General features: G+C 66.2%; 17 protein-coding genes. 10 read left to right on the top strand and 7 right to left on the bottom strand.

Features of this window, described 5'->3' with window-relative positions; translation table 11 throughout:
- Positions 1–7: 7 nt before the first annotated feature.
- Positions 8–199 (bottom strand): ferredoxin, encoded by a 192-nt coding sequence (locus SLQ31_RS03960; protein ID WP_319429836.1) that lies wholly within the window; start codon positions 197–199, stop codon positions 8–10.
- Positions 200–373: 174 nt separating this feature from the next.
- On the opposite strand from SLQ31_RS03960, the gene SLQ31_RS03955 reads away from it, so the two are divergent.
- The 3 genes from SLQ31_RS03955 to fadD17 are packed head-to-tail and all read left to right on the top strand — an operon-like array spanning position 374 to position 4214.
- Positions 374–1558, top strand: a complete 1185-nt coding sequence (locus SLQ31_RS03955) for an acyl-CoA dehydrogenase family protein (RefSeq protein WP_319429834.1) — start codon at positions 374–376, stop codon at positions 1556–1558.
- A 20-nt stretch (positions 1559–1578) separates the two neighbouring features.
- Positions 1579–2676, top strand: coding sequence for an acyl-CoA dehydrogenase family protein (locus SLQ31_RS03950; protein WP_319429832.1), 1098 nt, complete (start codon positions 1579–1581; stop codon positions 2674–2676).
- A gap of 8 nt (positions 2677–2684) precedes the next feature.
- Positions 2685–4214, top strand: coding sequence for a long-chain-fatty-acid--CoA ligase FadD17 (gene fadD17, locus SLQ31_RS03945; RefSeq protein ID WP_319429830.1), 1530 nt, complete (start codon positions 2685–2687; stop codon positions 4212–4214).
- A 59-nt stretch (positions 4215–4273) separates the two neighbouring features.
- On the opposite strand, the gene SLQ31_RS03940 is transcribed toward fadD17, so the two are convergent.
- Genes SLQ31_RS03940 through SLQ31_RS03930 form a run of 3 tightly spaced genes read right to left on the bottom strand, consistent with a single transcriptional unit; the run spans position 4274 to position 8639 of the window.
- Positions 4274–5830 (bottom strand): acetolactate synthase large subunit, encoded by a 1557-nt coding sequence (locus tag SLQ31_RS03940; protein ID WP_319429828.1) that lies wholly within the window; start codon positions 5828–5830, stop codon positions 4274–4276.
- 35 nt (positions 5831–5865) lie between these two features.
- Complete coding sequence (locus SLQ31_RS03935) at positions 5866–6987, bottom strand: nitronate monooxygenase family protein (RefSeq protein ID WP_319429826.1); 1122 nt, start codon at positions 6985–6987, stop codon at positions 5866–5868.
- On the bottom strand, positions 6987–8639 hold the full coding sequence (locus tag SLQ31_RS03930; protein ID WP_319429824.1) for an acyl-CoA synthetase: 1653 nt from the start codon (positions 8637–8639) through the stop codon (positions 6987–6989). The genes SLQ31_RS03935 and SLQ31_RS03930 overlap by 1 nt, the downstream gene beginning before the upstream one ends.
- 68 nt (positions 8640–8707) lie before the next feature.
- Between SLQ31_RS03930 and SLQ31_RS03925 the strand changes: the two genes are divergently transcribed.
- A complete protein-coding gene (locus SLQ31_RS03925) occupies positions 8708–9508 on the top strand; it encodes a crotonase/enoyl-CoA hydratase family protein (RefSeq protein WP_319429822.1) in 801 nt (266 codons plus the stop codon).
- Here the strand turns inward: SLQ31_RS03925 and SLQ31_RS03920 are convergent.
- Positions 9505–10209, bottom strand: coding sequence for a cutinase family protein (locus SLQ31_RS03920; protein ID WP_319432830.1), 705 nt, complete (start codon positions 10207–10209; stop codon positions 9505–9507). The genes SLQ31_RS03925 and SLQ31_RS03920 overlap by 4 nt on opposite strands.
- A 189-nt stretch (positions 10210–10398) precedes the next feature.
- On the opposite strand from SLQ31_RS03920, the gene SLQ31_RS03915 reads away from it, so the two are divergent.
- Positions 10399–11775: an MFS transporter gene (locus tag SLQ31_RS03915; RefSeq protein ID WP_319429820.1), complete on the top strand. Its 1377-nt coding sequence runs from the start codon at positions 10399–10401 to the stop codon at positions 11773–11775.
- Here the strand turns inward: SLQ31_RS03915 and SLQ31_RS03910 are convergent.
- Positions 11747–12958, bottom strand: a complete 1212-nt coding sequence (locus SLQ31_RS03910; protein WP_319429818.1) for a cytochrome P450 — start codon at positions 12956–12958, stop codon at positions 11747–11749. The two genes, SLQ31_RS03915 and SLQ31_RS03910, sit on opposite strands and share 29 nt — an antisense overlap.
- 61 nt (positions 12959–13019) lie before the next feature.
- Between SLQ31_RS03910 and SLQ31_RS03905 the strand changes: the two genes are divergently transcribed.
- Positions 13020–13739: an acetoacetate decarboxylase family protein gene (locus tag SLQ31_RS03905; RefSeq protein WP_319429817.1), complete on the top strand. Its 720-nt coding sequence runs from the start codon at positions 13020–13022 to the stop codon at positions 13737–13739.
- A gap of 55 nt (positions 13740–13794) precedes the next feature.
- Here the strand turns inward: SLQ31_RS03905 and SLQ31_RS03900 are convergent, their stop codons facing one another.
- Positions 13795–14826 carry an LLM class F420-dependent oxidoreductase gene (locus tag SLQ31_RS03900; RefSeq protein WP_319429816.1) on the bottom strand — a complete coding sequence of 344 codons (1032 nt, stop codon included), beginning with the start codon at positions 14824–14826 and terminating at the stop codon, positions 13795–13797.
- 67 nt (positions 14827–14893) lie between these two features.
- Between SLQ31_RS03900 and SLQ31_RS03895 the strand changes: the two genes are divergently transcribed.
- From SLQ31_RS03895 to SLQ31_RS03880, 4 genes are read left to right on the top strand one after another with little or no spacing between them, the layout of a single operon-like run.
- Positions 14894–15886, top strand: coding sequence for a Zn-ribbon domain-containing OB-fold protein (locus tag SLQ31_RS03895; protein WP_319429814.1), 993 nt, complete (start codon positions 14894–14896; stop codon positions 15884–15886).
- Between the two features lie 13 nt (positions 15887–15899).
- Positions 15900–16964, top strand: coding sequence for a thiolase domain-containing protein (locus SLQ31_RS03890; RefSeq protein ID WP_319429812.1), 1065 nt, complete (start codon positions 15900–15902; stop codon positions 16962–16964).
- Positions 16964–18142, top strand: a complete 1179-nt coding sequence (locus tag SLQ31_RS03885) for a thiolase domain-containing protein (RefSeq protein ID WP_319429810.1) — start codon at positions 16964–16966, stop codon at positions 18140–18142. The genes SLQ31_RS03890 and SLQ31_RS03885 overlap by 1 nt, the downstream gene beginning before the upstream one ends.
- Positions 18139–19026 (top strand): TIGR03619 family F420-dependent LLM class oxidoreductase, encoded by an 888-nt coding sequence (locus SLQ31_RS03880; protein ID WP_319429808.1) that lies wholly within the window; start codon positions 18139–18141, stop codon positions 19024–19026. Before SLQ31_RS03885 ends, SLQ31_RS03880 begins: the two co-directional genes overlap by 4 nt.
- The last annotated feature ends 5 nt before the right edge of the window (positions 19027–19031 follow it).

The following is a 19031-nucleotide window of genomic DNA, read 5'->3' as shown; positions in this document are numbered from 1 at the left end:
AATACCTCTAGTCTTTGCGGGTCAGGGCGGCTCGGGGGCATTCGGCGATGGACTGCTCGGCCAGAGCTTCCTCGTCGCCGGGGATCGGGTCCTTGGTCACGATGACGTAGTCCTCATCGTCGAGTTCGAACAGGTCCGGGGCGATTCCCACACAGACGGCGTTACCTTCACAGCGATCACGGTCGACTTCGACTCGCATGACAACCTCCTTGCCAGACTGACCCCGAGGGTGGGGCGTTCGCAGCACCACGATACGACCAGATGGAACGAGACCTGGCGTTAACCGGCGCTGGACCCCAAGACTAGAACGTGTTACAACCAGGAGTGTCGGCGGGTCGCCGGCTGCCTGCAACTCCAGCGAAGGATCGAGCCGATGCGGATCAGTTACACGCCCGAACAAGAGGAGCTGCGCCGCGAGCTCCGCACCTATTTCGGCAAGCTGATGACCCCTGAGCGGCAAGAAGCGCTGATGTCGACGACCGGTGGCGAGATCGGCACCGGCAACGTCTACCGCGAGACCGTTTCCCAGATGGCGAAGGACGGCTGGCTCACGCTGAACTGGCCGACCGAGTACGGCGGCCAGAACCGCACGCCGATGGATTCACTGATTTTCACCGACGAGGCAGCCATCGCCGGCGCCCCGGTGCCGTTCCTGACGATCAACAGCGTCGCGCCGACGATCATGGCGTACGGCACCGACGAGCAGAAGAGTTTCTATCTGCCGAAGATCGCCGCCGGTGATCTGCACTTCGCGATCGGCTACTCGGAGCCGGGCGCCGGCACCGACCTGGCGGCCCTGCGCACCACGGCGGTCCGCGACGGCGACGACTACGTGATCAACGGCCAGAAGATGTGGACCAGCCTGATCCAGTACGCCGACTACGTCTGGCTCGCGGTGCGCACCAACACCGAGGCCAAGAAGCACCGCGGCATCTCGGTGCTCATCGTGCCGACGAACGCGGAAGGCTTTTCGTGGACGCCGGTGCACACGATGGCCGGCGTCGGCACCAGCGCCACCTACTACCAGGACCTGCGGGTGCCGGTGTCCAGCCGAGTCGGCGAGGAGAACGGCGGCTGGAAGCTGGTCACCAACCAGCTCAACCACGAGCGGGTCGCTCTGGTGTCGGCCCAACCGATTTTCTTGGCACTCAACCAAGTTCGCGAGTGGGCCCAGAACACCAAGGATGTCCATGGCAATCGCCTGATCGACTCCGAGTGGGTGCAGCTCAATCTCGCCCGCGTGCTCGCCAAGGCCGAGTACCTCAAGCTGATCAACTGGGAGCTGGCGTCCGCCAAGAGTGGCACCCTCAACCCCGCGGATGCTTCGGCGTCCAAGGTCTTCGGCACCGAGCTGGCCACCGAGGCCTACCGGCTGCTCATGGAGATCCTCGGACCGTCAGCCACGCTGCGCCAGGATTCACACGGCGCTCTGCTGCGCGGTCGTGTCGAGCGCATGCACCGCGCCGCCCTCATCCTCACCTTCGGTGGCGGCACCAACGAGATCCAGCGCGACATCATCGGCATGGTCGCGCTGGGCCTGCCCCGAGTCAACCGCTAACGGCTAGGACTAGGACTGACATGGATTTCACCAGAACAGAAGCCGCGCAGGATCTCTCGGGGCTGGTCGGCACCATCGTCGACGCGGTGTGCACCCCGCAACACCAGCGTGCGCTCGACGACCTCGACCAGCGCTTCGACACCGAGTTGTGGCGCAAGCTCATCGACGCTGACATTCTGTCCACCGCCGCACCGGAGTCGGTCGGCGGCGCCGGGTACGGCGTCCTGGAGCAGACCGCGATCCTGACGGCACTGGGCCGCCAGCTGGCCGCGGTGCCGTACCTGCAGTCGGGGATCCTGGGCGCCGGTGCGTTGGCCAGGTTCGGCACGCCGGAGCTGCGTGAGCAGTGGGCCGCCCCCGCGGTGGCCGGCGAGAAGATCCTGACGGTGGCACTCGACGGAGAATTCGGCCAGGGCCCGGTACAGGCGACCGCCTCCGGCGACGGGTTCAAGCTCACCGGAACCCGCACCCAGGTCGAGTTCGGACCGGTCGCCGATGCCTTCTTGGTGCCGGCCGAAACCGACTCCGGCACAAAGGTCTTCCTGGTCACCGCGGCCGATGCCGGCGTCTCGGTGACTCCGCTGCTGACCACCGGCCTGAGCAGTGCCGGTGAGCTCGACTTCGCCGGTGTCGAGGTCGGTGCCGACCGGATCGTCGGCGACACCGACGTGCTGGCGTGGCTGACGACTCATAAGACGTTGGGGCACGCGGCCTTCCAGCTCGGCGTGCTCGAACGCTCCTTGGAGCTGACGGCGGAGTACGCCCGCACCCGCGAGCAGTTCGAGCGGCCGATCGGTAGCTTCCAGGCGGTCTCCGCTCGGCTCGCGGACGACTACATCGAGATCAAGGGCCTGCGGTTGGTGATCGTGCAGGCGTCGTGGCGGCTGTCCGAAGACCTGCCTGCCGACATCGAGGTGGCCACCGCGGCGTTCTGGGCGGCCGAGGCCGGGCACCGCGTCGCCCACACCACCGTGCACGTCCACGGTGGCGTCGGGATCGACGTGGACCATCAGGTGCACCGCTACTTCCTCACCGCCAAGCAGGCCGAGTTCGCGCTCGGCGGCGCTACCGCACAGCTGCGACGCATCGGCCGCGAGCTGGCCGACACGCCGGCTTGACCGGACCGGTGAGCGAGGAGCTGACCGTCACCGATCTGCTGGTGCGGTTGACTGACGTCGACGATCGTGGAATCCACGCCGACGACGGCTCGTATTCGACCTGGCGCCAACACATTCAGGACGCCGCCGACCTGGCGGCGGCGCTGAAAGCCCGGCTCGATCCGGCCAAGCCGCCGCATGTCGGCGTGCTGCTGGGCAACACGCCGTTCTTCTCCTCGCTGCTGGTGGCGGCCGCGTTGGCCGGACTGGTTCCGGTCGGGCTGAACCCCACCCGCCGGGGCGAAGCCTTGGCGCGCGACATCGAGACGGCCGACTGTCAGCTGGTGCTCGCCGATGGTGACGTCGGGCCGGAAACCTACGGTGCCGGGTTCGCCCCGGAGGGTATGGCCGTCATCGACGTCGCGTCCGCCGCGTGGGCCGACGAGCTCGGGAAGTTTCGCGGATCACCGATCACATTCGCGCCCAGCCAGTTCGACGACCTGTTCATGCTGATCTTCACCTCGGGCACCAGTGGGGACCCGAAGGCTGTGCGGTGCACCCACGAGAAGGTCGCTTTTCCCGGTGTGATGCTGGCGCAGCGGTTCGGGCTGGGCCCGGCCGACACCTGCTACCTGTCGATGCCGCTGTTCCACTCCAACGCGGTGATGGCGGGCTGGGCCGTCGCGGTCGCAGCCGGGGCGTCGATTGCGTTGCGCCGCAAGTTCTCCGCGTCGCAGTTCATTCCCGATGCACGCCGGTTTCACGCCACCTACGCCAACTACGTCGGCAAGCCGATGTCCTACATCCTGGCCACCCCGGCGCGAACCGACGATGCCGACAACCCACTGCGCATCGTCTACGGCAACGAGGCCGCGCCACGCGACATCGATCGGTTCGCCGAACGATTCGGCGTGACGGTGGTCGACGGCTTCGGCTCCACCGAGGGCGGGGTGAACATCGCCCGCACCCCGGACACCCCGGAGGGAGCGTTGGGGCCGCTGCCGGAAGGTCTCGAGATCGTCGACGTCGAGACCGGACAGCCGTGCCCGCCGGGGGTGATCGGCGAGCTGGTAAACCTCACCGGGGCAGGCAATTTCCGCGGCTACTACAACGCTCCCGCTGCCGAAACCGAGCGCATGACCGGCGGGATTTACCACAGCGGGGACCTGGCCTACCGGGACGATGCCGGCTACGTGCACTTCGCCGGCCGGCTGGGCGACTGGATGCGGGTGGACGGCGAGAACCTGGGCACCGCACCGATCGAGCGGGTGCTGATGCGCTACCCCGACGTCACCGAGGCGGCGGTTTACGCCATCCCTGACCCGTCGGTCGGCGATCGGGTGATGGCTGCGCTGGTCCTACCGGAGGGCACTGATTTCGACCCGGCCACATTCCGCGAATTCCTGTCCACCCAGGACGATCTCGGGCCCAAGCAGTGGCCGGCATTCGTACGGGTGAGCACCGCCCTGCCGCGCACCGAGACCTTCAAGATCATCAAGCGCAGGCTGTCGGCCGAGGCGCTGGAGTGCGACGACCCGGTCTTCGAGATTCAGCGTTGAAACAGAACTGAGAGCGATGATTCAGCCAAAACCTCGCTCTGAGTTCTGACTCGACGCAACTAGCCCGCGATCGACGGCATGACCGCCTCGATCAGGTGGGGTCCTGGTTCGTCAAATGCCCACTGCAGCGCATCGGCGAGCTCTTCGGCGGTGCCTACCCGCCGGGCGGGCACCCCCATACCCTTGGCGATGCGCACGAAATCCAGTGTGGGCCCGGTCAAATCGAGAAGAGCCTCGGCCTTGGGGCCTGGCCCCTGGCCCGCGGCCTCGGCCCCAACCCGCTGCAGTTCGATCCGCAGGATGTCGTAGGACCGGTTGGCGTAGACGACGGTGGTGATGTCGAGTCGCTCGCGGGCCTGGGTCCATAATGCCGAAATGGTGTACATCGCCGAGCCGTCGGACTCCAGGCACAGCACCGGACGGTCGGGGGCCGCGATCGCCGCACCGATCGATACCGGCAGCGCGTAGCCGATCGCACCACCGGTGAGCGTCAGCCAGTCGTGCGCCGGGGCGCCCGCAGTCGCTTGCGCCAGAAGAACTCCCGACGTGTTCGACTCGTCGACCACGATCGCCCCTTCGGGCAGCAGCGCACCGATGACGTCGGCGGATGTCACGACGGTGAGCGGACCGCTCGGGAGCGCTGGACGCGCCAGGGCTGCGGTAGCCGCGATCTCGGTCGGCGCGATCCGGTCCGCCAGCACCTCCAGCGCGGTGCCTGCGCCGACCGGACCGGCCAGCATGTGCACGGCGCAGCCGTCGGGCGCCAAGTCGCTGGCCTTACCGGGATAGGCGAAGAACGACACCGGATGGGGCGCCCCAGCCAGCACGAGGTGTCGAGCACCGGCGAGCTGGCTGGTGGCCGCCTCCGCGAAGTAGGCCAGTCGCTCCACGGCCGGCACGCCCGCCCCGCGTTCCAGCCGGGCCGGGAACGTCTCGCACAACACCCGTGCCCCGCTGGACTGGGCGAGCCGGACCGCGGCGGACAGGCCGGCCGCGCAGGTGGCATCGCCACCGACGAGGATCACCGTCGACTCGCCTGATCGCAGCGCATCTTCTGCGTTGCCGAGATCCACATGGGGCGGATCTACCTGCACCACAGCACTTTCCAGCGTGGTAGCACCCTCGTCCCAGGAGACGTTCGCGGGCAGGATCAGGGTGGAGATATGTCTTTGGGTGCGCGCGGTCGCGACGGCTTCGGCCGCATCGGCGGCGATGTCTGCGACCGTGAGGGTGCGCCGCAGCCAGCCGGACACAGTTCCGGCCACCGAGTCGATGTCGGACTCCAGCGGCGCGTCGTACTTCTTGTGATAGGTCGCGTGATCACCGACAACCACGACGACCGGAACATGCGCCCGTCGTGCGTTGTGCAGATTCGCCAGTCCGTTACCCAGTCCGGGGCCCAGGTGCAGCAGCACCGCCGCGGGCTCGCCCGAGATCCGGGCATACCCGTCGGCCGCGCCGGTGGCCACCCCTTCGAAAAGGCTCAGCACACCACGCATCTCCGGCACGGTGTCCAGCGCGGCGACGAAATGCATCTCCGACGTGCCGGGGTTGGCGAAACAGACCCGCACCCCGTTGTCGACCAGCGTGGTGATCAGTGCCTGTGCGCCGTTCACCCGACCGAGCATAGCCAGATCAGCTGAGCGCCAAGCTAGTTGTCGCGGATCGTGTCCAGTTTCCGGCTCGCGGCCTCGAAACCGGCAACCAGTTCAGCGATGATGTCAGCGACCGGGCGGATCTCGTTCATCCGGCCCACGATCTGGCCGACCGGCATCGCGACCGTGGTCGGATCCGACGATTCACTCATCCGCTGATGCGCCCCGCTGACCAGGATGTTCTGCAGCGGCATCGGCAGCGGCTCCGGGGCTCCATCGGCATCCCAGGCGTCGGTCCACCGGCTCTTGAGCAGCCGGGCCGGCTTGCCGGTATAGATCCGGCGGCGCACGGTGTCGGCTGAGGTCGCGGCCAGCATCGCCTCCTGGATCACCGACCGGCCGGAGGGCAACCGGACACCGAGGTCGTATTCGGCCGACGTCAGGAACGCCGAGCCCATCCACACACCCTGAGCACCCAGCGCCAGGGCCGCGGCAACCTGGCGGCCGGTGCCGATCCCGCCCGCGGCGAGCACCGCGGCCCGGTCCGAAACGGCATCGACAATCTCCGGCCACAAGACCATCGACCCGATCTCGCCGGTGTGCCCGCCGGCCTCGTGGCCTTGGGCGACGACGATGTCGACGCCGTTGTCGACATGTCGTTGCGCATGTTTGGCCGAACCGGCCAGCGCCGCGATCGGCACTCCGGCTTCGTGCACCAGGTCGATGATGTCCTTGGGCGGCGAGCCCAGCGCGTTGGCGATCAGCTTGATCGGATGCCGCAGCGCGACGTCCACGTGTGACCGCGCGATCGAGTGCAGCCAGCCCAGCGTGCCCTCGTTGCGGGTGGCGTCCTCGGGAAGCGGCGGCACGCCCAGGTCGGCCAGCGTCTTGGCGACGAAATCGCGATGCGCCTGCGGGACGAGTTTGTCGATGTCGACGGCGGTGCCTTCGGTGGGGACCTTCGCCGGCATCACGACGTCCACGCCGTACGGCTTACCGTCGGTGTTCGCATCCATCCACTGCAGGACGGCCTCGAGGTCGTCGGGGTCGTTGAACCGCACACAACCAAGAACGCCCATGCCACCGGCCCGGCTGACCGCCGCGGCAACCTTCTCCGACGGCGTGAAGACGAAGATCGGGTAGTCGATGCCGAACCGGTCGCACAGATCTGTATGCATCAGCTGGCGGCACCCGCATGCTTGGCATGCACTTCGTCGGCGGGCCGAAGCTCGGTCTGATCCTTGGCCCACTTGTAGTCCGGCTTGCCCGCCGGTGAACGCTTCACCTCATCGACCACCCAGAGGCTTCGGGGCACCTTGTAGCCGGCAATCTCCTTGCGCACGAACGTATCCAGCTCAGCCAGCGTCGGGCGGGCACCCTTGCGGGGCGCCACCACGGCCGCGACATGGCTGCCGAACCGCGGATCGGGCACACCGACCACGAGGGCGTCGAACACGTCCGGGTGGCCCTTCAGCGCGGCCTCGACCTCTTCGGGATAGATCTTCTCGCCGCCGCTGTTGATCGACACCGAGCCACGGCCCAGCATCGTGACGCTGCCGTCCGCCTCGACCTCGGCGTAATCGCCGGGAATCGCGTAGCGCACGCCGTTGTAGGTCTTGAACGTCTCGGCGGTCTTCTTCTCGTCTTTGTAGTAGCCGACCGGGATGTTGCCCTTCTTCGCGATCACGCCGCGCACTCCGGAGCCGGGCTTGACCTCGTTGCCCTCCTCGTCGAGGACCACGGTGCGATGATCGATGGTGACCCGGGGGCCACCATTGTGGTGCTCACCCTTGGCGACGATGCTGGTGCCACCGAAGCCGGTCTCCGACGAACCGATCGAGTCGGTGATCACCCGGTTGGGCAGCAGTTCGAGCAGCTTCTCCTTGAGGCTGGTGGAGAACAGCGCTGCGGTGCTCGCCAGCAGGAACAGCGAGGACAGGTCGTACTCTTTACCGCTGTCCTGGACGACCTGCAGCGCATCGAGGAGCGGCCGCGCCATGGCGTCACCGGTGAAGAACAGCAGGTTCACCTTGTGCTCGTGAATGGTGCGCCAGACTTCGTCAGCGTCGAATTCGGGTGACAGCACGGTGGTTTGACCCGAGAAGATGGACATCCACGTGGCCGACTGGGTCGCGCCGTGAATCATCGGCGGGATCGCGTAGCGGACCATCGGCGGATTGGCCACCGCCGCCCGGGACAGGTCGTACTCGTCCTTGATGAACTCGCCGGTCGCGAAGTCGGTGCCGCCGAACAGAACCCGGTAGACGTCCTCGTGGCGCCACATCACGCCCTTGGGGAAGCCGGTGGTCCCACCGGTGTACAGCAGGTAGATGTCGTCCTCGCTGCGCTCCCCGAAGTCCCGCTCGGGCGAGCTCTCGGCGATGGCTTGGTAGAACTCCACACCGCCGTAGCGCTGGAAGTCGTCATCCGACCCGTCCTCGATAACCAGGATCGTCTTGACGTTCGGGGTCTCGGGCAGCACGTTGGCGACGCGGTCGGCGTACTGGCGTTCGTGAACCAGCGCCACCATGTCGGAGTTCTCGAACAGGTAGCGCAGTTCGCCCTCGACGTAGCGGAAGTTGACGTTGACCAGAATCGCGCCGGCTTTGATCGTGCCGAGCATCGCGATGACGATTTCGATGCGATTCCGGCAGTACAGCCCGACCTTGTCGTCCTTCTTGACGCCGTGGTCGATGAGGTAGTGCGCGAAGCGGTTCGCCTTGTCCTCGAGCTCGGCGAACGTGATTCGGTCGTCACCGCAGATGAAGGCGACGCGATCAGGCACGGCATCGATCGCGTGTTCGGCTAGATCAGCTATGTTCAGGGCCACGGACCCAAACTAGAACGTGTTACATTTCCACACAAGTCTGTGGCAAAGATGCTGGAAGGCAGATACCTGTGAGCGAGCCCGAAAAAGACGCCGACGCCCTCATTGAGCAGCGCGGACACACCCTCATCGTCACGCTGAACCGGCCCGAGGCGCGCAACGCGCTTTCCACCGAGATGCTCTCGATCATGGTGGAGGCTTGGGACCGCGTCGACAACGATCCGGAGATCCGCACCTGCATCCTGACGGGCGCGGGCGGCTATTTCTGCGCGGGCATGGACTTGAAGACCGCCACCAAGGCACCCCCGGGAGATTCCTTCAAGAGCGGCGCCTTCGACCCGACCAAGATCGAGGGGCTGCTGAAGGGGCGCAGGCTGACCAAGCCGCTCATCGCCGCCGTCGAAGGCCCAGCCATCGCGGGCGGCACGGAGATCCTGCAGGGCACCGATATCCGGATCGCCGGCGAGAGCGCGAAGTTCGGCATCTCCGAGGCCAAGTGGAGCCTGTACCCGATGGGTGGCTCGGCGGTGCGACTGCCGCGGCAGATCCCGTACACCATTGCGTGCGACCTGTTGCTGACCGGACGCCACATCACCGCCGCCGAGGCGCTGTCCTATGGGCTCATCGGGTACGTGGTGCCCGACGGCACCGCGCTGGAGAAAGCGCTCGAGATCGCCGCCGTCATCAACAACAACGGCCCACTGGCCGTGCAGGCGATCCTGAAAACCATCCGCGAAGCCGAGGGCATGCACGAGCTCGACGCGTTCAAGCCCGACACCGCCAACGGCATCCCCGTTTTCCTCAGCGACGACGCCAAGGAAGGCCCGCTGGCGTTCAAGGAAAAGCGCGCCCCGCAGTTCAAAATGCGCTAACGACTGGCGGTACTTGAGTGATTCGCCGGACTATCCACGGCGGCCGCGACGATCTTCTGCGCGGCGAACCCAGCCGCCTGAGCGGTCATCCCGTTGTCCGCGTAGGCCTGATGCGCGCCATTGTCGCCGCCGGTCGGTGAGCAGATCGGGTCTTCTGGCACGCACTGGTCGATCGTCTTGGGTACATAGAGGGTGCCCACGGTGATCGGCGGCGCACTGCGGTCGATGCCGTTCAGAAACCCGTTCGACGGCTTTCCGAACAATGCGACGGCAGCGACGTGCTTGGCGATCTCGGGCGGCATGGGCCCGTTGATGCCGTTCGGCGGGACGTAGCCGTCGGGGATTTTGTCGGCGGTGACGTAGCCGGCCACCGCGGCCCCCTGCGAATAGCCGCCGAGCACGATCTTGGCGTTCGGGCATCTCGCCGCCATATCGCGGACCCGGTTGCTGGCGTCGATCACGCCATCGGCCGCGGTCGCGAAGTTCAGCGAGGCCGGGTAGTTCACCGCGTAGACATCGACCGATTTCCCCGCCAGCTGCGGTTGCGCCCGCAGCTCGTCGGTGAAGGCCTGGCCGATGCCGCCGACACCGGGCGGTTCGAACGTGCCGCGGGCGAATATCACTTCGACATCGGGACAGTCTTCCGCCGACGCGGTGGGAATACCTGGGGGCGGCAAGACCAGCGCCGTGACGGTCAGCATCGCAGCGAAGAACACGTTGCGGATGTAATGAGCATGGCCAGAACCGATGACACTCATGTCGCCCCAAAATACTCGTGATGATGATGCACTGTCTCGGTCAGCTGCACTGCTCACGCCGAGATGCGTTTTCGTCATTCCCGTAAGTTGGGCAGCCCAAACACAACCGACGCCGACGGGGAGACGACGTACATGACCCGACGACAGACGATCCTGCTGGTCGCCGCTGTGGTCACCGCGGTCATGTCGTTCCAGATCAATGCCAGCATGCTGGCGCCGGCGATTCGCGATATCGAGGACGACCTCGGCGCTGGTGCATTCGCGGCCATGTCGACGTACTTCTACCTCGCCGGCGCCATCGGAAACGTGGTCCTGATCCGCTGGAGCGACTTTGTCGGGCGGCGGCGCATGATGCTCGCGGTCCTGGTCGTGCTGTGCGTGGGCACGGTCTTGTGCATCATCGGAACGTCATTGCCGGTGGTCCTCGTGGGCCGGTTCCTGCAGGGCATCAGCAACGTGACGTTCGGCTTGGCGTTCCTGATCATGCGCGAACGCCTCAGCGACACCACATTCGGCGTGTGCAGCGGGCTCGTCACATCACTGACGGGCGGGGTGGCCGGGGTCGACGGGCTGCTGGGTGGCTATCTGGCCGACCGGTTCGGCTACCGCTCCATCTTCGTCCTCGTCCTGGTGGTCGGCGTGCTCGGAATCCTATTCTGCGCCAAGGCGTTACCTCGCGACTCCGGACAGCACGCGCCGGGCCGGATGGACTGGGCCGGTGGCGCGCTGATCGCCCTCGGGGTGGCCGGCATCAACGTGTACTTTGCGATCGGCGGACACAACGGCTGGATGTCGTCGCCGGCACTGGTGGTCATCGTCGCAGCGATGGTCGCGCTGGCGCTGCTCGTCCTTGTCGAGCGTCGGGTGGACCATCCGCTGGTCGATGTGGCGCAGCTACGGTCGCGCGAGGCGTGGCCGTTCATCGTCGTAACGATTCTCAACATGGCGTCGTTCATATTGGTGCTCTCGTTCATCGTCCCGTTCGTCGCCGAGGACCACGACTCGGGCTTCGGCCTGTCGGGGGTGATGACGGCTCTGCTGTTCCTCACCCCCGCAGCCTTGATCCAGCTGGCCACGGCGCCCCTGGCCGGACGACTCGCGGTGCGGGTCGGCTTTGTGAAGGTGTTGCGGGCCGGGCAATTCGGGTCACTGATCGTCACAGCACTTCTTGCGGTGTTCGCGCACAACCTCGCCGCGGTGGCCGTGTTGATGGGCGTCTTCGGCTTCATCTACATGGGAGTCACGATGACGGCCATGAGCGTTCTTGGCGTCATTCAGGCACCCGAGGACGAGCCTGGGGCGCTGCCCGGAATCAGCAACGCCGCCTACGGTATCGGCTCGTCGCTGGGATTCGCCTGGGCCGGACCGGTGGTGGGTTCGGGCACCGAGACGAGTTTCTCAGCGGCACTGTGGATCTGCGTTGCGATCGGCGTGGTCGCCCTAGCCTTGAGCCTGCTCTTGACGCCGCGAGTGGGCAGCCTTACGCCAGAACCGGCTTCGACGGAGTGAATACCACCGGCATCGCCTCGGGGCCGCTGACGAAGTTCGCCGGCCGCAGTGGCAGCGCGTTCTCGTCGGCCAGCCGCAGGTCCGGCAGCCGCTCGAGCACCTTGCTCACCATGGTGCTCAGCTCCAGCCGCGCCAGCTGATTACCAAGACAGAAGTGGGTTCCGAAGCCGAAAGCCAAGTGGCTGTTCGGATTGCGGTCGATGCGGAAGTTGTCCGGGTCGCCGAATACCGACTCGTCGAAGTTCGCCGCCTCGAACATCAGCAGCATCTTCTCGCCCTGGCGTAGCTGCGTGCCATGGAACTCGACGTCGCGCATGGCCGTTCGCGCCATGTTCTTGACCGGTGAGGTCCAGCGCAGCATCTCCTCGATCGCACCGGGCAACAGGCTCGGATCGGCCACCAGGCGCTGCCACTGATCCTTATGGCGCACAAGCTGTTCGGTGCCGCCCGACAACGTGTGCCGGGTGGTCTCGTCCCCGCCGATGAGGATCAGCAGGGTCTCCATGATGATTTCCTGATCGTCCATCCGCTGGCCCTCGACCTCGGAGTTGACCAGAATGGAGAACAGGTCGTCGGTCGGCTCGGTCCGGCGCTTGCCGATCGTCTCGATGGCGTACGCCGAATACCCGGCGAACGCATCCATGACCGCCTGCAAGGTCTCGGCGTCGGCGGCGGAGCTCAAGCCAGACACCAGGTCGTCGGACCACTTCAACAGCGTCGAGCGCTCCTCGGGCAGCACGCCGAGCATGTCGCCGATGACGGCCATCGGCAGTGGCGCGGCGATATCGCGGACGAAGTCGCATTCGCCTTGCTCGCAGACCGCATCGATCAGCGTGTCGCACAGGGTGTCGATGCCGGCGAGCTTGTCCATCACCCGCTTACGGGTGAAGCCGGCGTTGACGAGCTTGCGGCGCAAGAGATGTCCGGGATCGTCCATGTCGATCATGTATGGCATGCCCGGGTTGTCCGGCCGGATGCCACCGGTGTTGGAGAACGTCTCGGGGTCGCGCTCGGCGTCGATGACGGCCTGATAGGACGCCGCGGCCGCCAGACCGTTGCGATCGCGGAACACCGGCTCATTCGCCCTCATCCAGCGATAGGCCTCGCGCGCGGCGCCGTCGGCGTAGAAATTGCCTTCGGTCAGATCAACATTCGGCTTGGCTGGAGCCAGAGTGCCTGTCATCGAATTCCCTCCATACTTACTTCTGTCCACGGCAGGTCTTGTTGCGGATTACAGTGTCCGAATGTCTGATTCGCAGCACACCATTGCCGGCACGGTACTCACCATGCCGGTGCGAGTTCGCAAGGCCGACGTCCACACCGCGATGTTCTCGGTTCCCGCCGACGCCGCGCAGCGGCTCGTCGACTACAGCGGACTGCAGGTCTGCCAGTTCCGGCCGGGCCGCGCGGTGGTGAATCTGATGCTCGCTCGCTACATCGACGGCGACCTCGGCAAGTACAACGAATTCGGCACGTGCGTGATGGTCAATCCCCCGGGTTCGGATGCCCGCGGGCTCAAGGCACTCGGCGACGCCGCGGCGTTCATCCACCACCTGCCCGTCGACCAGTCGTTCACCCTCGAGGCCGGCCGCACCATCTGGGGCTTCCCCAAGATCATGGCGGACTTCAACGTCCGCGACGCGAGCCCGTTCACCTTCGACGTCAGCGAGGGCGGATCGCTGATCGCCGGGATCGAATTCCACCGGGGCCTGCCGTTGCCGTCGCTGCGGCCGCGCAGCCAGGTGCTCAAGACCTACACCTTCTCCGAGGGCACCACTCGAGAGGTGCCCTGGGAGATGAAGAACTCCGGGGTGCGCTTCCGGCCCGGCGGCGCCACCCTGCGATTGGGCGACCACCCGTACGCCAAAGAGCTGGCTTCGCTGGGGCTGCCGAAGCGCGCGATGGTGTCGGGATCGGTCGCCAACGTCGAGATGACGTTCGGCGACGCCCACATCCTGCGCTAAGCCGAACGTCATCCGGACAATCTAGAGCCCGGGCTAGACAACTCGCAAGAAGTGTCTACAAGAGGTTCGCGGCTTCGTGGATCTGCTCGGGGGTACGGGCGCCGACGACCATCATCGTGACTCCGGCGGCCTCCCAGGCGGCGATCTGTTTGCGCGCGTAGTCGATGTCGCCGACGATCGCGGAATCGTCGACGAGTTCGTCGGGAACGGCCTTGGCGGCGTCGTCCTTGCGGTCGCTGCGGAACAGTCGCGTGACTTCGTCGACGACCTCCGAATAGCCCATCCGGCGGTAGACATCGGCGTGGAAATTGGTGTCCTCAGCGCCCATTCCGCCCATGTAGAGCGCCAGGTGCGGCTTGATCAGGTCCATGACCGAGGACCGGTCATCGGTGATCACGACCTGCGCGGTCGCACAGATCTCGAAGTCCTCACGGCTGCGCCGGGCCCCGGGGCGGGCGAAACCTTCGTCGAGCCACTCGTTGTACATCGGGGCCAGCCGCGGCGAATAGAAGATCGGCAGCCAGCCGTCACAGATCTCGGCAGCCAATGCCACGTTCTTGGGGCCCTCGGCACCGAGCATGATCGGGATGTCGGCGCGCAGCGGATGCACGATCGGCTTGAGCGGCTTACCCAACCCGGTGGTGCCCTCCCCCGACAGCGGCAACGGGTAGTGCGGGCCCGCGCTGGTCACCGGGGCCTCGCGTGCCCAGACCTGGCGGATCACGTCGATGTACTCGCGGGTGCGCGCCAGCGGCTTGGGGAACTTCTGGCCGTACCAGCCCTCGACCACCTGCGGCCCGGATACCCCCAAGCCGAGGATGTGCCGGCCGCCGGAGAGATGGTCCAGCGTCAGCGACGCCATCGCGCACGCCGTCGGGGTCCGGGCCGAGAGCTGGACCACCGAAGTGCCCAGCCGCATCCGGGTGGTTTCGCGACCCCACCACGCCAGCGGAGTGAACGCATCCGAGCCCCACGCCTCGGCGGTGAACACCGTGTCGAAGCCGGCCTCCTCCGCCACAGCGACCAATTCCGCATGGTTGGTCGGAGGTTGTGCGCTCCAGTATCCGAGTTGCAGACCAAGCTTCATCGGTGCCGCCTTTCTGTCCGGGACACGGTCCTTGCCACGATTCTTAGAACCTGTTCTACTCGATGCTGTGACCACCAGCCAAAGCAGCCCGGTGCAGATCGACGCGCATCAGAAGCCCCTTTCGGCACCGCTGAAGCTGTCATTCGACTACACCCGTTCAGTCGGACCACTCCTCGGCCAGTTCTTCACCGCCCTGCGCGGGCGACGCATTCTCGGCGTCCGCGGCTCGGACGGCCGAGTGCTCGTGCCGCCCGCTGAGTATGACCCCGTGACCTACGCGCCTCTGACAGAGGTGGTGCCGGTCGCCAGCGTCGGGACGGTTCTGTCGTGGACGTGGCAGCCCGAGCCGCTCGAGGGGCAACCGCTCGACAAACCGTTCGCGTGGGCGCTGATCCAGCTCGACGGCGCGGATACCGCCCTGCTCCACGCGGTGGCCGTCGATTCCTCCGACGAGATCAACGCGGGTACGCGTGTTCATGCGCACTGGGTCGACGAACCGGTTGGCGCGATCACCGACATCGCGTACTTCGTGCCCGGCGACGAGCCCGAACCGGTGTCCGATGATGCCGACGACCGCGAGCCGGTGACCATCCTGGTGTCCCCGAGCAGCATCGAAATCCAGCACACCGCATCGCTTCCGGAGAGTGCGTTCCTGCGCGCGCTGGAGGACGGCAAGCTGCTCGGTGCTCGCACCGGCGCGAACGGCAAGGTGTACTTCCCGCCGAAGGAAGCCGATCCGGCCACCGGCCAGGAGCTCGATACCTTCCTTGAGCTGCCGCACGTGGGCACCGTGACGACCTACGCCATCATCAACATCCCGTTCGCGGGCCAGCGCATCAAGCCGCCGTATGTCGCGGCGTATGTGCTGCTCGACGGCGCGGACATCCCGTTCCTGCACCTTATTCAGGAGATCGACGTCTCCGAGGTGCGAATGGGCATGCGGGTCGAGGCAGTGTGGAAGCCCCGTGACGAATGGGGCCTCGGGATCGACAACATCGAGTACTTCAAACCGACCGGCGAACCCGACGCCGAGTACGACACCTACAAGCACCACCTCTAAAGGGACTCGCCACATGACATTTCGCGATGTAGCGGTCGTCGGCTTTGCCCATGCACCGCATGTCCGACGAACCAACGGCACCACCAACGGCGTCGAGATGCTGATGCCGTGTTTCCATCGGCTCTATGAAGAACTCGGCCTGAAGCAGACCGACATCGGCTTCTGGTGCTCCGGCTCGTCGGACTACCTTGCCGGGCGCGCCTTTTCGTTCATCTCGGCCATCGACTCGATCGGGGCGATCCCGCCGATCAACGAGTCGCACGTCGAAATGGATGCTGCCTGGGCCCTTTACGAGGCCTACATCAAGATCCTGACCGGCGAGGTCGACACCGCCCTGGTGTACGGCTTCGGGAAGCCCTCGGCGGGCACGCTTCGCCGAGTGCTCTCGCTGCAGACGGACCCGTACACGGTCGCGCCGCTGTGGCCCGACGCGGTGTCGATGGCCGGCCTGCAGGCCCGGCTCGGCCTCGACTCGGGCAAGTGGACCGCCGAGCAGATGGCGCAGGTGGCGCTGGATTCCTTCGCGGTCGCCGAGCGCACCGACTCGGAGAAGCCGGCGAAAAGCATCGACGAGCTGCTGGCCCGGCCGTACTTCGCAGATCCGTTGCGGCGCCACGATATTGCGCCGATCGCGGATGGTGCGTCGGCGATCGTGCTGGCCGCCGGCGACAAGGCTCGCGAGCTGCGGGAGAACCCCGCCTGGATCACCGGTTTCGAGCATCTCATCGAGACACCGGTGCTGGGTGCCCGTGACCTGACGACGTCGCCGTCCACCGCGGCGGCGGCCAAGGTGGCGACCGGCGGTGACGCCGGCTCGATCGAGGTCGCCGAGATCTACGCTCCGTTCACCCACCAGCAGCTGATCCTGGCCGAGGCGATCGGCCTGCCGGCGTCGACGAAGATCAACCCATCAGGTGGCGCGTTGGCGGCCAACCCGATGTTCTCGGCCGGCCTGGAGCGGATCGGTTTCGCCGCACAGCACATCTTCAACGGCTCGGCCGGCCGCGTGCTGGCGCACGCCACCAGCGGCCCTGCGCTGCAACAGAATCTGGTCGCGGTCCTGGAGGGCAAGAACTGATGGCTAAAAAACTGGCAGCCGTTCTCGGTACCGGACAGACGAAGTACGTCGCCAAGCGCAAGGACGTCTCGATGAACGGCCTCGTGCGCGAGGCTATCGACCGGGCGCTCGCGGATTCGGGTTCGACGTTCGACGACATCGATGCCGTCGTCGTGGGCAAGGCGCCCGACTTCTTCGAGGGCGTGATGATGCCCGAGCTGTTCATGGCCGACGCTGTCGGCGCGACCGGCAAGCCGCTGATCCGCGTGCACACCGCGGGCTCGGTCGGCGGATCGACCGCGATCGTCGCCGCCAGCCTGGTGCAGTCGGGCAAGTACAAGCGCGTCCTGACCATGGCCTGGGAGAAGCAGTCCGAGTCGAACGCCATGTGGGCGTTGAGCATTCCGGTGCCGTTCACCAAGCCGGTCGGTGCAGGCGCGGGCGGGTACTTCGCACCGCACGTGCGCGCCTACATCCGCCGTTCCGGCGCGCCATTGAACATCGGCGCAATCGTGGCGGTCAAGGACCGGCTCAACGGGGCCAAGAACCCGCTGGCGCATCTGCACCAGCCGGATATCACCGTCGAGAAGGTGATGGAGTCCCCGATGTTGTGGGATCCCATCCGCTACGACGAGACGTGCCCGTCCTCGGACGGCGCGGCGGCCATGGTGATCGGCAACGAGGAAAGCGCTGACGCGCGCGTCGCCGAAGGACATCCCGTCGCCTGGATCCACGCGACGGCGCTGCGCACCGAACCGCTGGCATACGCCGGACGCGACCAGGTCAATCCGCAGGCCAGCCGTGACGCGGCTGCCGCGTTGTGGAAGGCCGCCGGGATCACGAGCCCGATCGACGAGATCGATGTGGCCGAGGTGTACGTGCCGTTCTCCTGGTACGAGCCGATGTGGCTGGAAAGCCTCGGCTTCGCGGCCGAGGGCGACGGCTGGAAGCTCACCGAGGCGGGCGAGACGGCGATCGGTGGACGGATCCCGTTCAACCCGTCCGGCGGCGTGCTGAGCTCCAATCCTATTGGCGCATCGGGCATGATCCGGTTCGCCGAATCGGCGATCCAGGTGATGGGCAAGGCCGGCGACCACCAGGTCGAGGGCGCACGCAAGGCGCTGGGCCACGCGTACGGTGGCGGCGCCCAGTACTTCTCGATGTGGGTGGTCAGCTCGGATAAGCCAGCCGCCAAATGACGAGGATGCAGTACACCGTCAGCGTGGCGATGAGCCCGATCGACCAGCTCATCGAAATCGCCAAGGCCGCCGAGGAACTCGGGTATGACAACATCGCGCTGCCGGACTCGATCTTCTATATGGAGAAACAGTCGACGGACTATCCGTATACCGCCGACGGTTCCCGGATGTGGGACCAGGACACCCCGTGGGTCGATCCGCTGATCCTCGCGGGTGCATTAGGTGCGGTGACGTCGAAGCTGCGCTTCTACACCAACGTGATGAAGCTCGGTTCGCGCAACCCACTGCTGCTGGCCCGCCAGGTCGGTTCGGTGGCGAACCTGACCAACAACCGGTTCGGCTTCGGTGTCGGGATCGGCTGGGCTCCTGAGGAATTCGAATGGTGTGGGGTGCCCTACGCCAAGCGGGGCAAGCGCATCGACGAGATGATCGACGTCATCAAGTTGGTGCTCGCCGGCGGCATGGCCGAGTTCCACGGCGATTTCTACGATTTCGAGCGGCTGCAGATGAGCCCCGCACCGTCCAAGCCGGTGCCGTTCTACGTCGGCGGCCACACCGAGGTGGCGCTCAAGCGTGCCGTCCGGGTCAGCGACGGCTGGACCAGCGCGATGATGACGTGTGACCAGCTGGCCGAGACCATCACCCAGCTCAAGAAGCTGCTGGCCGAAAATGGCCGCGGCGATGACCCATTCGAATACCAGGCCGTGTGCATCGACAAGTTCGGCGTCGACGGTCACCGCGACCTGGTCGCGGCGGGTGTCACCGACTACATCGGCATGCCGTGGATGTTCGAAGGTATCGGCTTCGATGCTCCGGTGGACAAGAAGATCGACGCGATGACGCGGTTCGCCGACACCTACATCCACTCGGGCTGGCAGGACTGATGGTG

It is taken from the genome of Mycobacterium sp. RTGN5, assembly GCF_033804465.1.
Taxonomy (GTDB): domain Bacteria; phylum Actinomycetota; class Actinomycetes; order Mycobacteriales; family Mycobacteriaceae; genus Mycobacterium.
Note: the sequence above shows the minus strand (reverse complement) of the source record. Positions and strands in the feature narration are given on the sequence as shown.

Excerpts from the sequence above, each read along its gene's own strand:
- SLQ31_RS03960 (WP_319429836.1), bottom strand. The coding sequence starts at position 199 with ATGCGAGTCGAAGTCGACCGTGATCGCTGTGAAGGTAACGCCGTCTGT.
- SLQ31_RS03955 (WP_319429834.1), top strand. The coding sequence starts at position 374 with ATGCGGATCAGTTACACGCCCGAACAAGAGGAGCTGCGCCGCGAGCTC.
- SLQ31_RS03950 (WP_319429832.1), top strand. The coding sequence starts at position 1,579 with ATGGATTTCACCAGAACAGAAGCCGCGCAGGATCTCTCGGGGCTGGTC.
- SLQ31_RS03935 (WP_319429826.1), bottom strand. The coding sequence starts at position 6,987 with ATGCATACAGATCTGTGCGACCGGTTCGGCATCGACTACCCGATCTTC.
- SLQ31_RS03920 (WP_319432830.1), bottom strand. The coding sequence starts at position 10,209 with ATGCTGACCGTCACGGCGCTGGTCTTGCCGCCCCCAGGTATTCCCACC.
- SLQ31_RS03915 (WP_319429820.1), top strand. The coding sequence starts at position 10,399 with ATGACCCGACGACAGACGATCCTGCTGGTCGCCGCTGTGGTCACCGCG.
- SLQ31_RS03910 (WP_319429818.1), bottom strand. The coding sequence starts at position 12,958 with ATGACAGGCACTCTGGCTCCAGCCAAGCCGAATGTTGATCTGACCGAA.
- SLQ31_RS03905 (WP_319429817.1), top strand. The coding sequence starts at position 13,020 with ATGTCTGATTCGCAGCACACCATTGCCGGCACGGTACTCACCATGCCG.
- SLQ31_RS03900 (WP_319429816.1), bottom strand. The coding sequence starts at position 14,826 with ATGAAGCTTGGTCTGCAACTCGGATACTGGAGCGCACAACCTCCGACC.
- SLQ31_RS03890 (WP_319429812.1), top strand. The coding sequence starts at position 15,900 with ATGACATTTCGCGATGTAGCGGTCGTCGGCTTTGCCCATGCACCGCAT.
- SLQ31_RS03885 (WP_319429810.1), top strand. The coding sequence starts at position 16,964 with ATGGCTAAAAAACTGGCAGCCGTTCTCGGTACCGGACAGACGAAGTAC.
- SLQ31_RS03880 (WP_319429808.1), top strand. The coding sequence starts at position 18,139 with ATGACGAGGATGCAGTACACCGTCAGCGTGGCGATGAGCCCGATCGAC.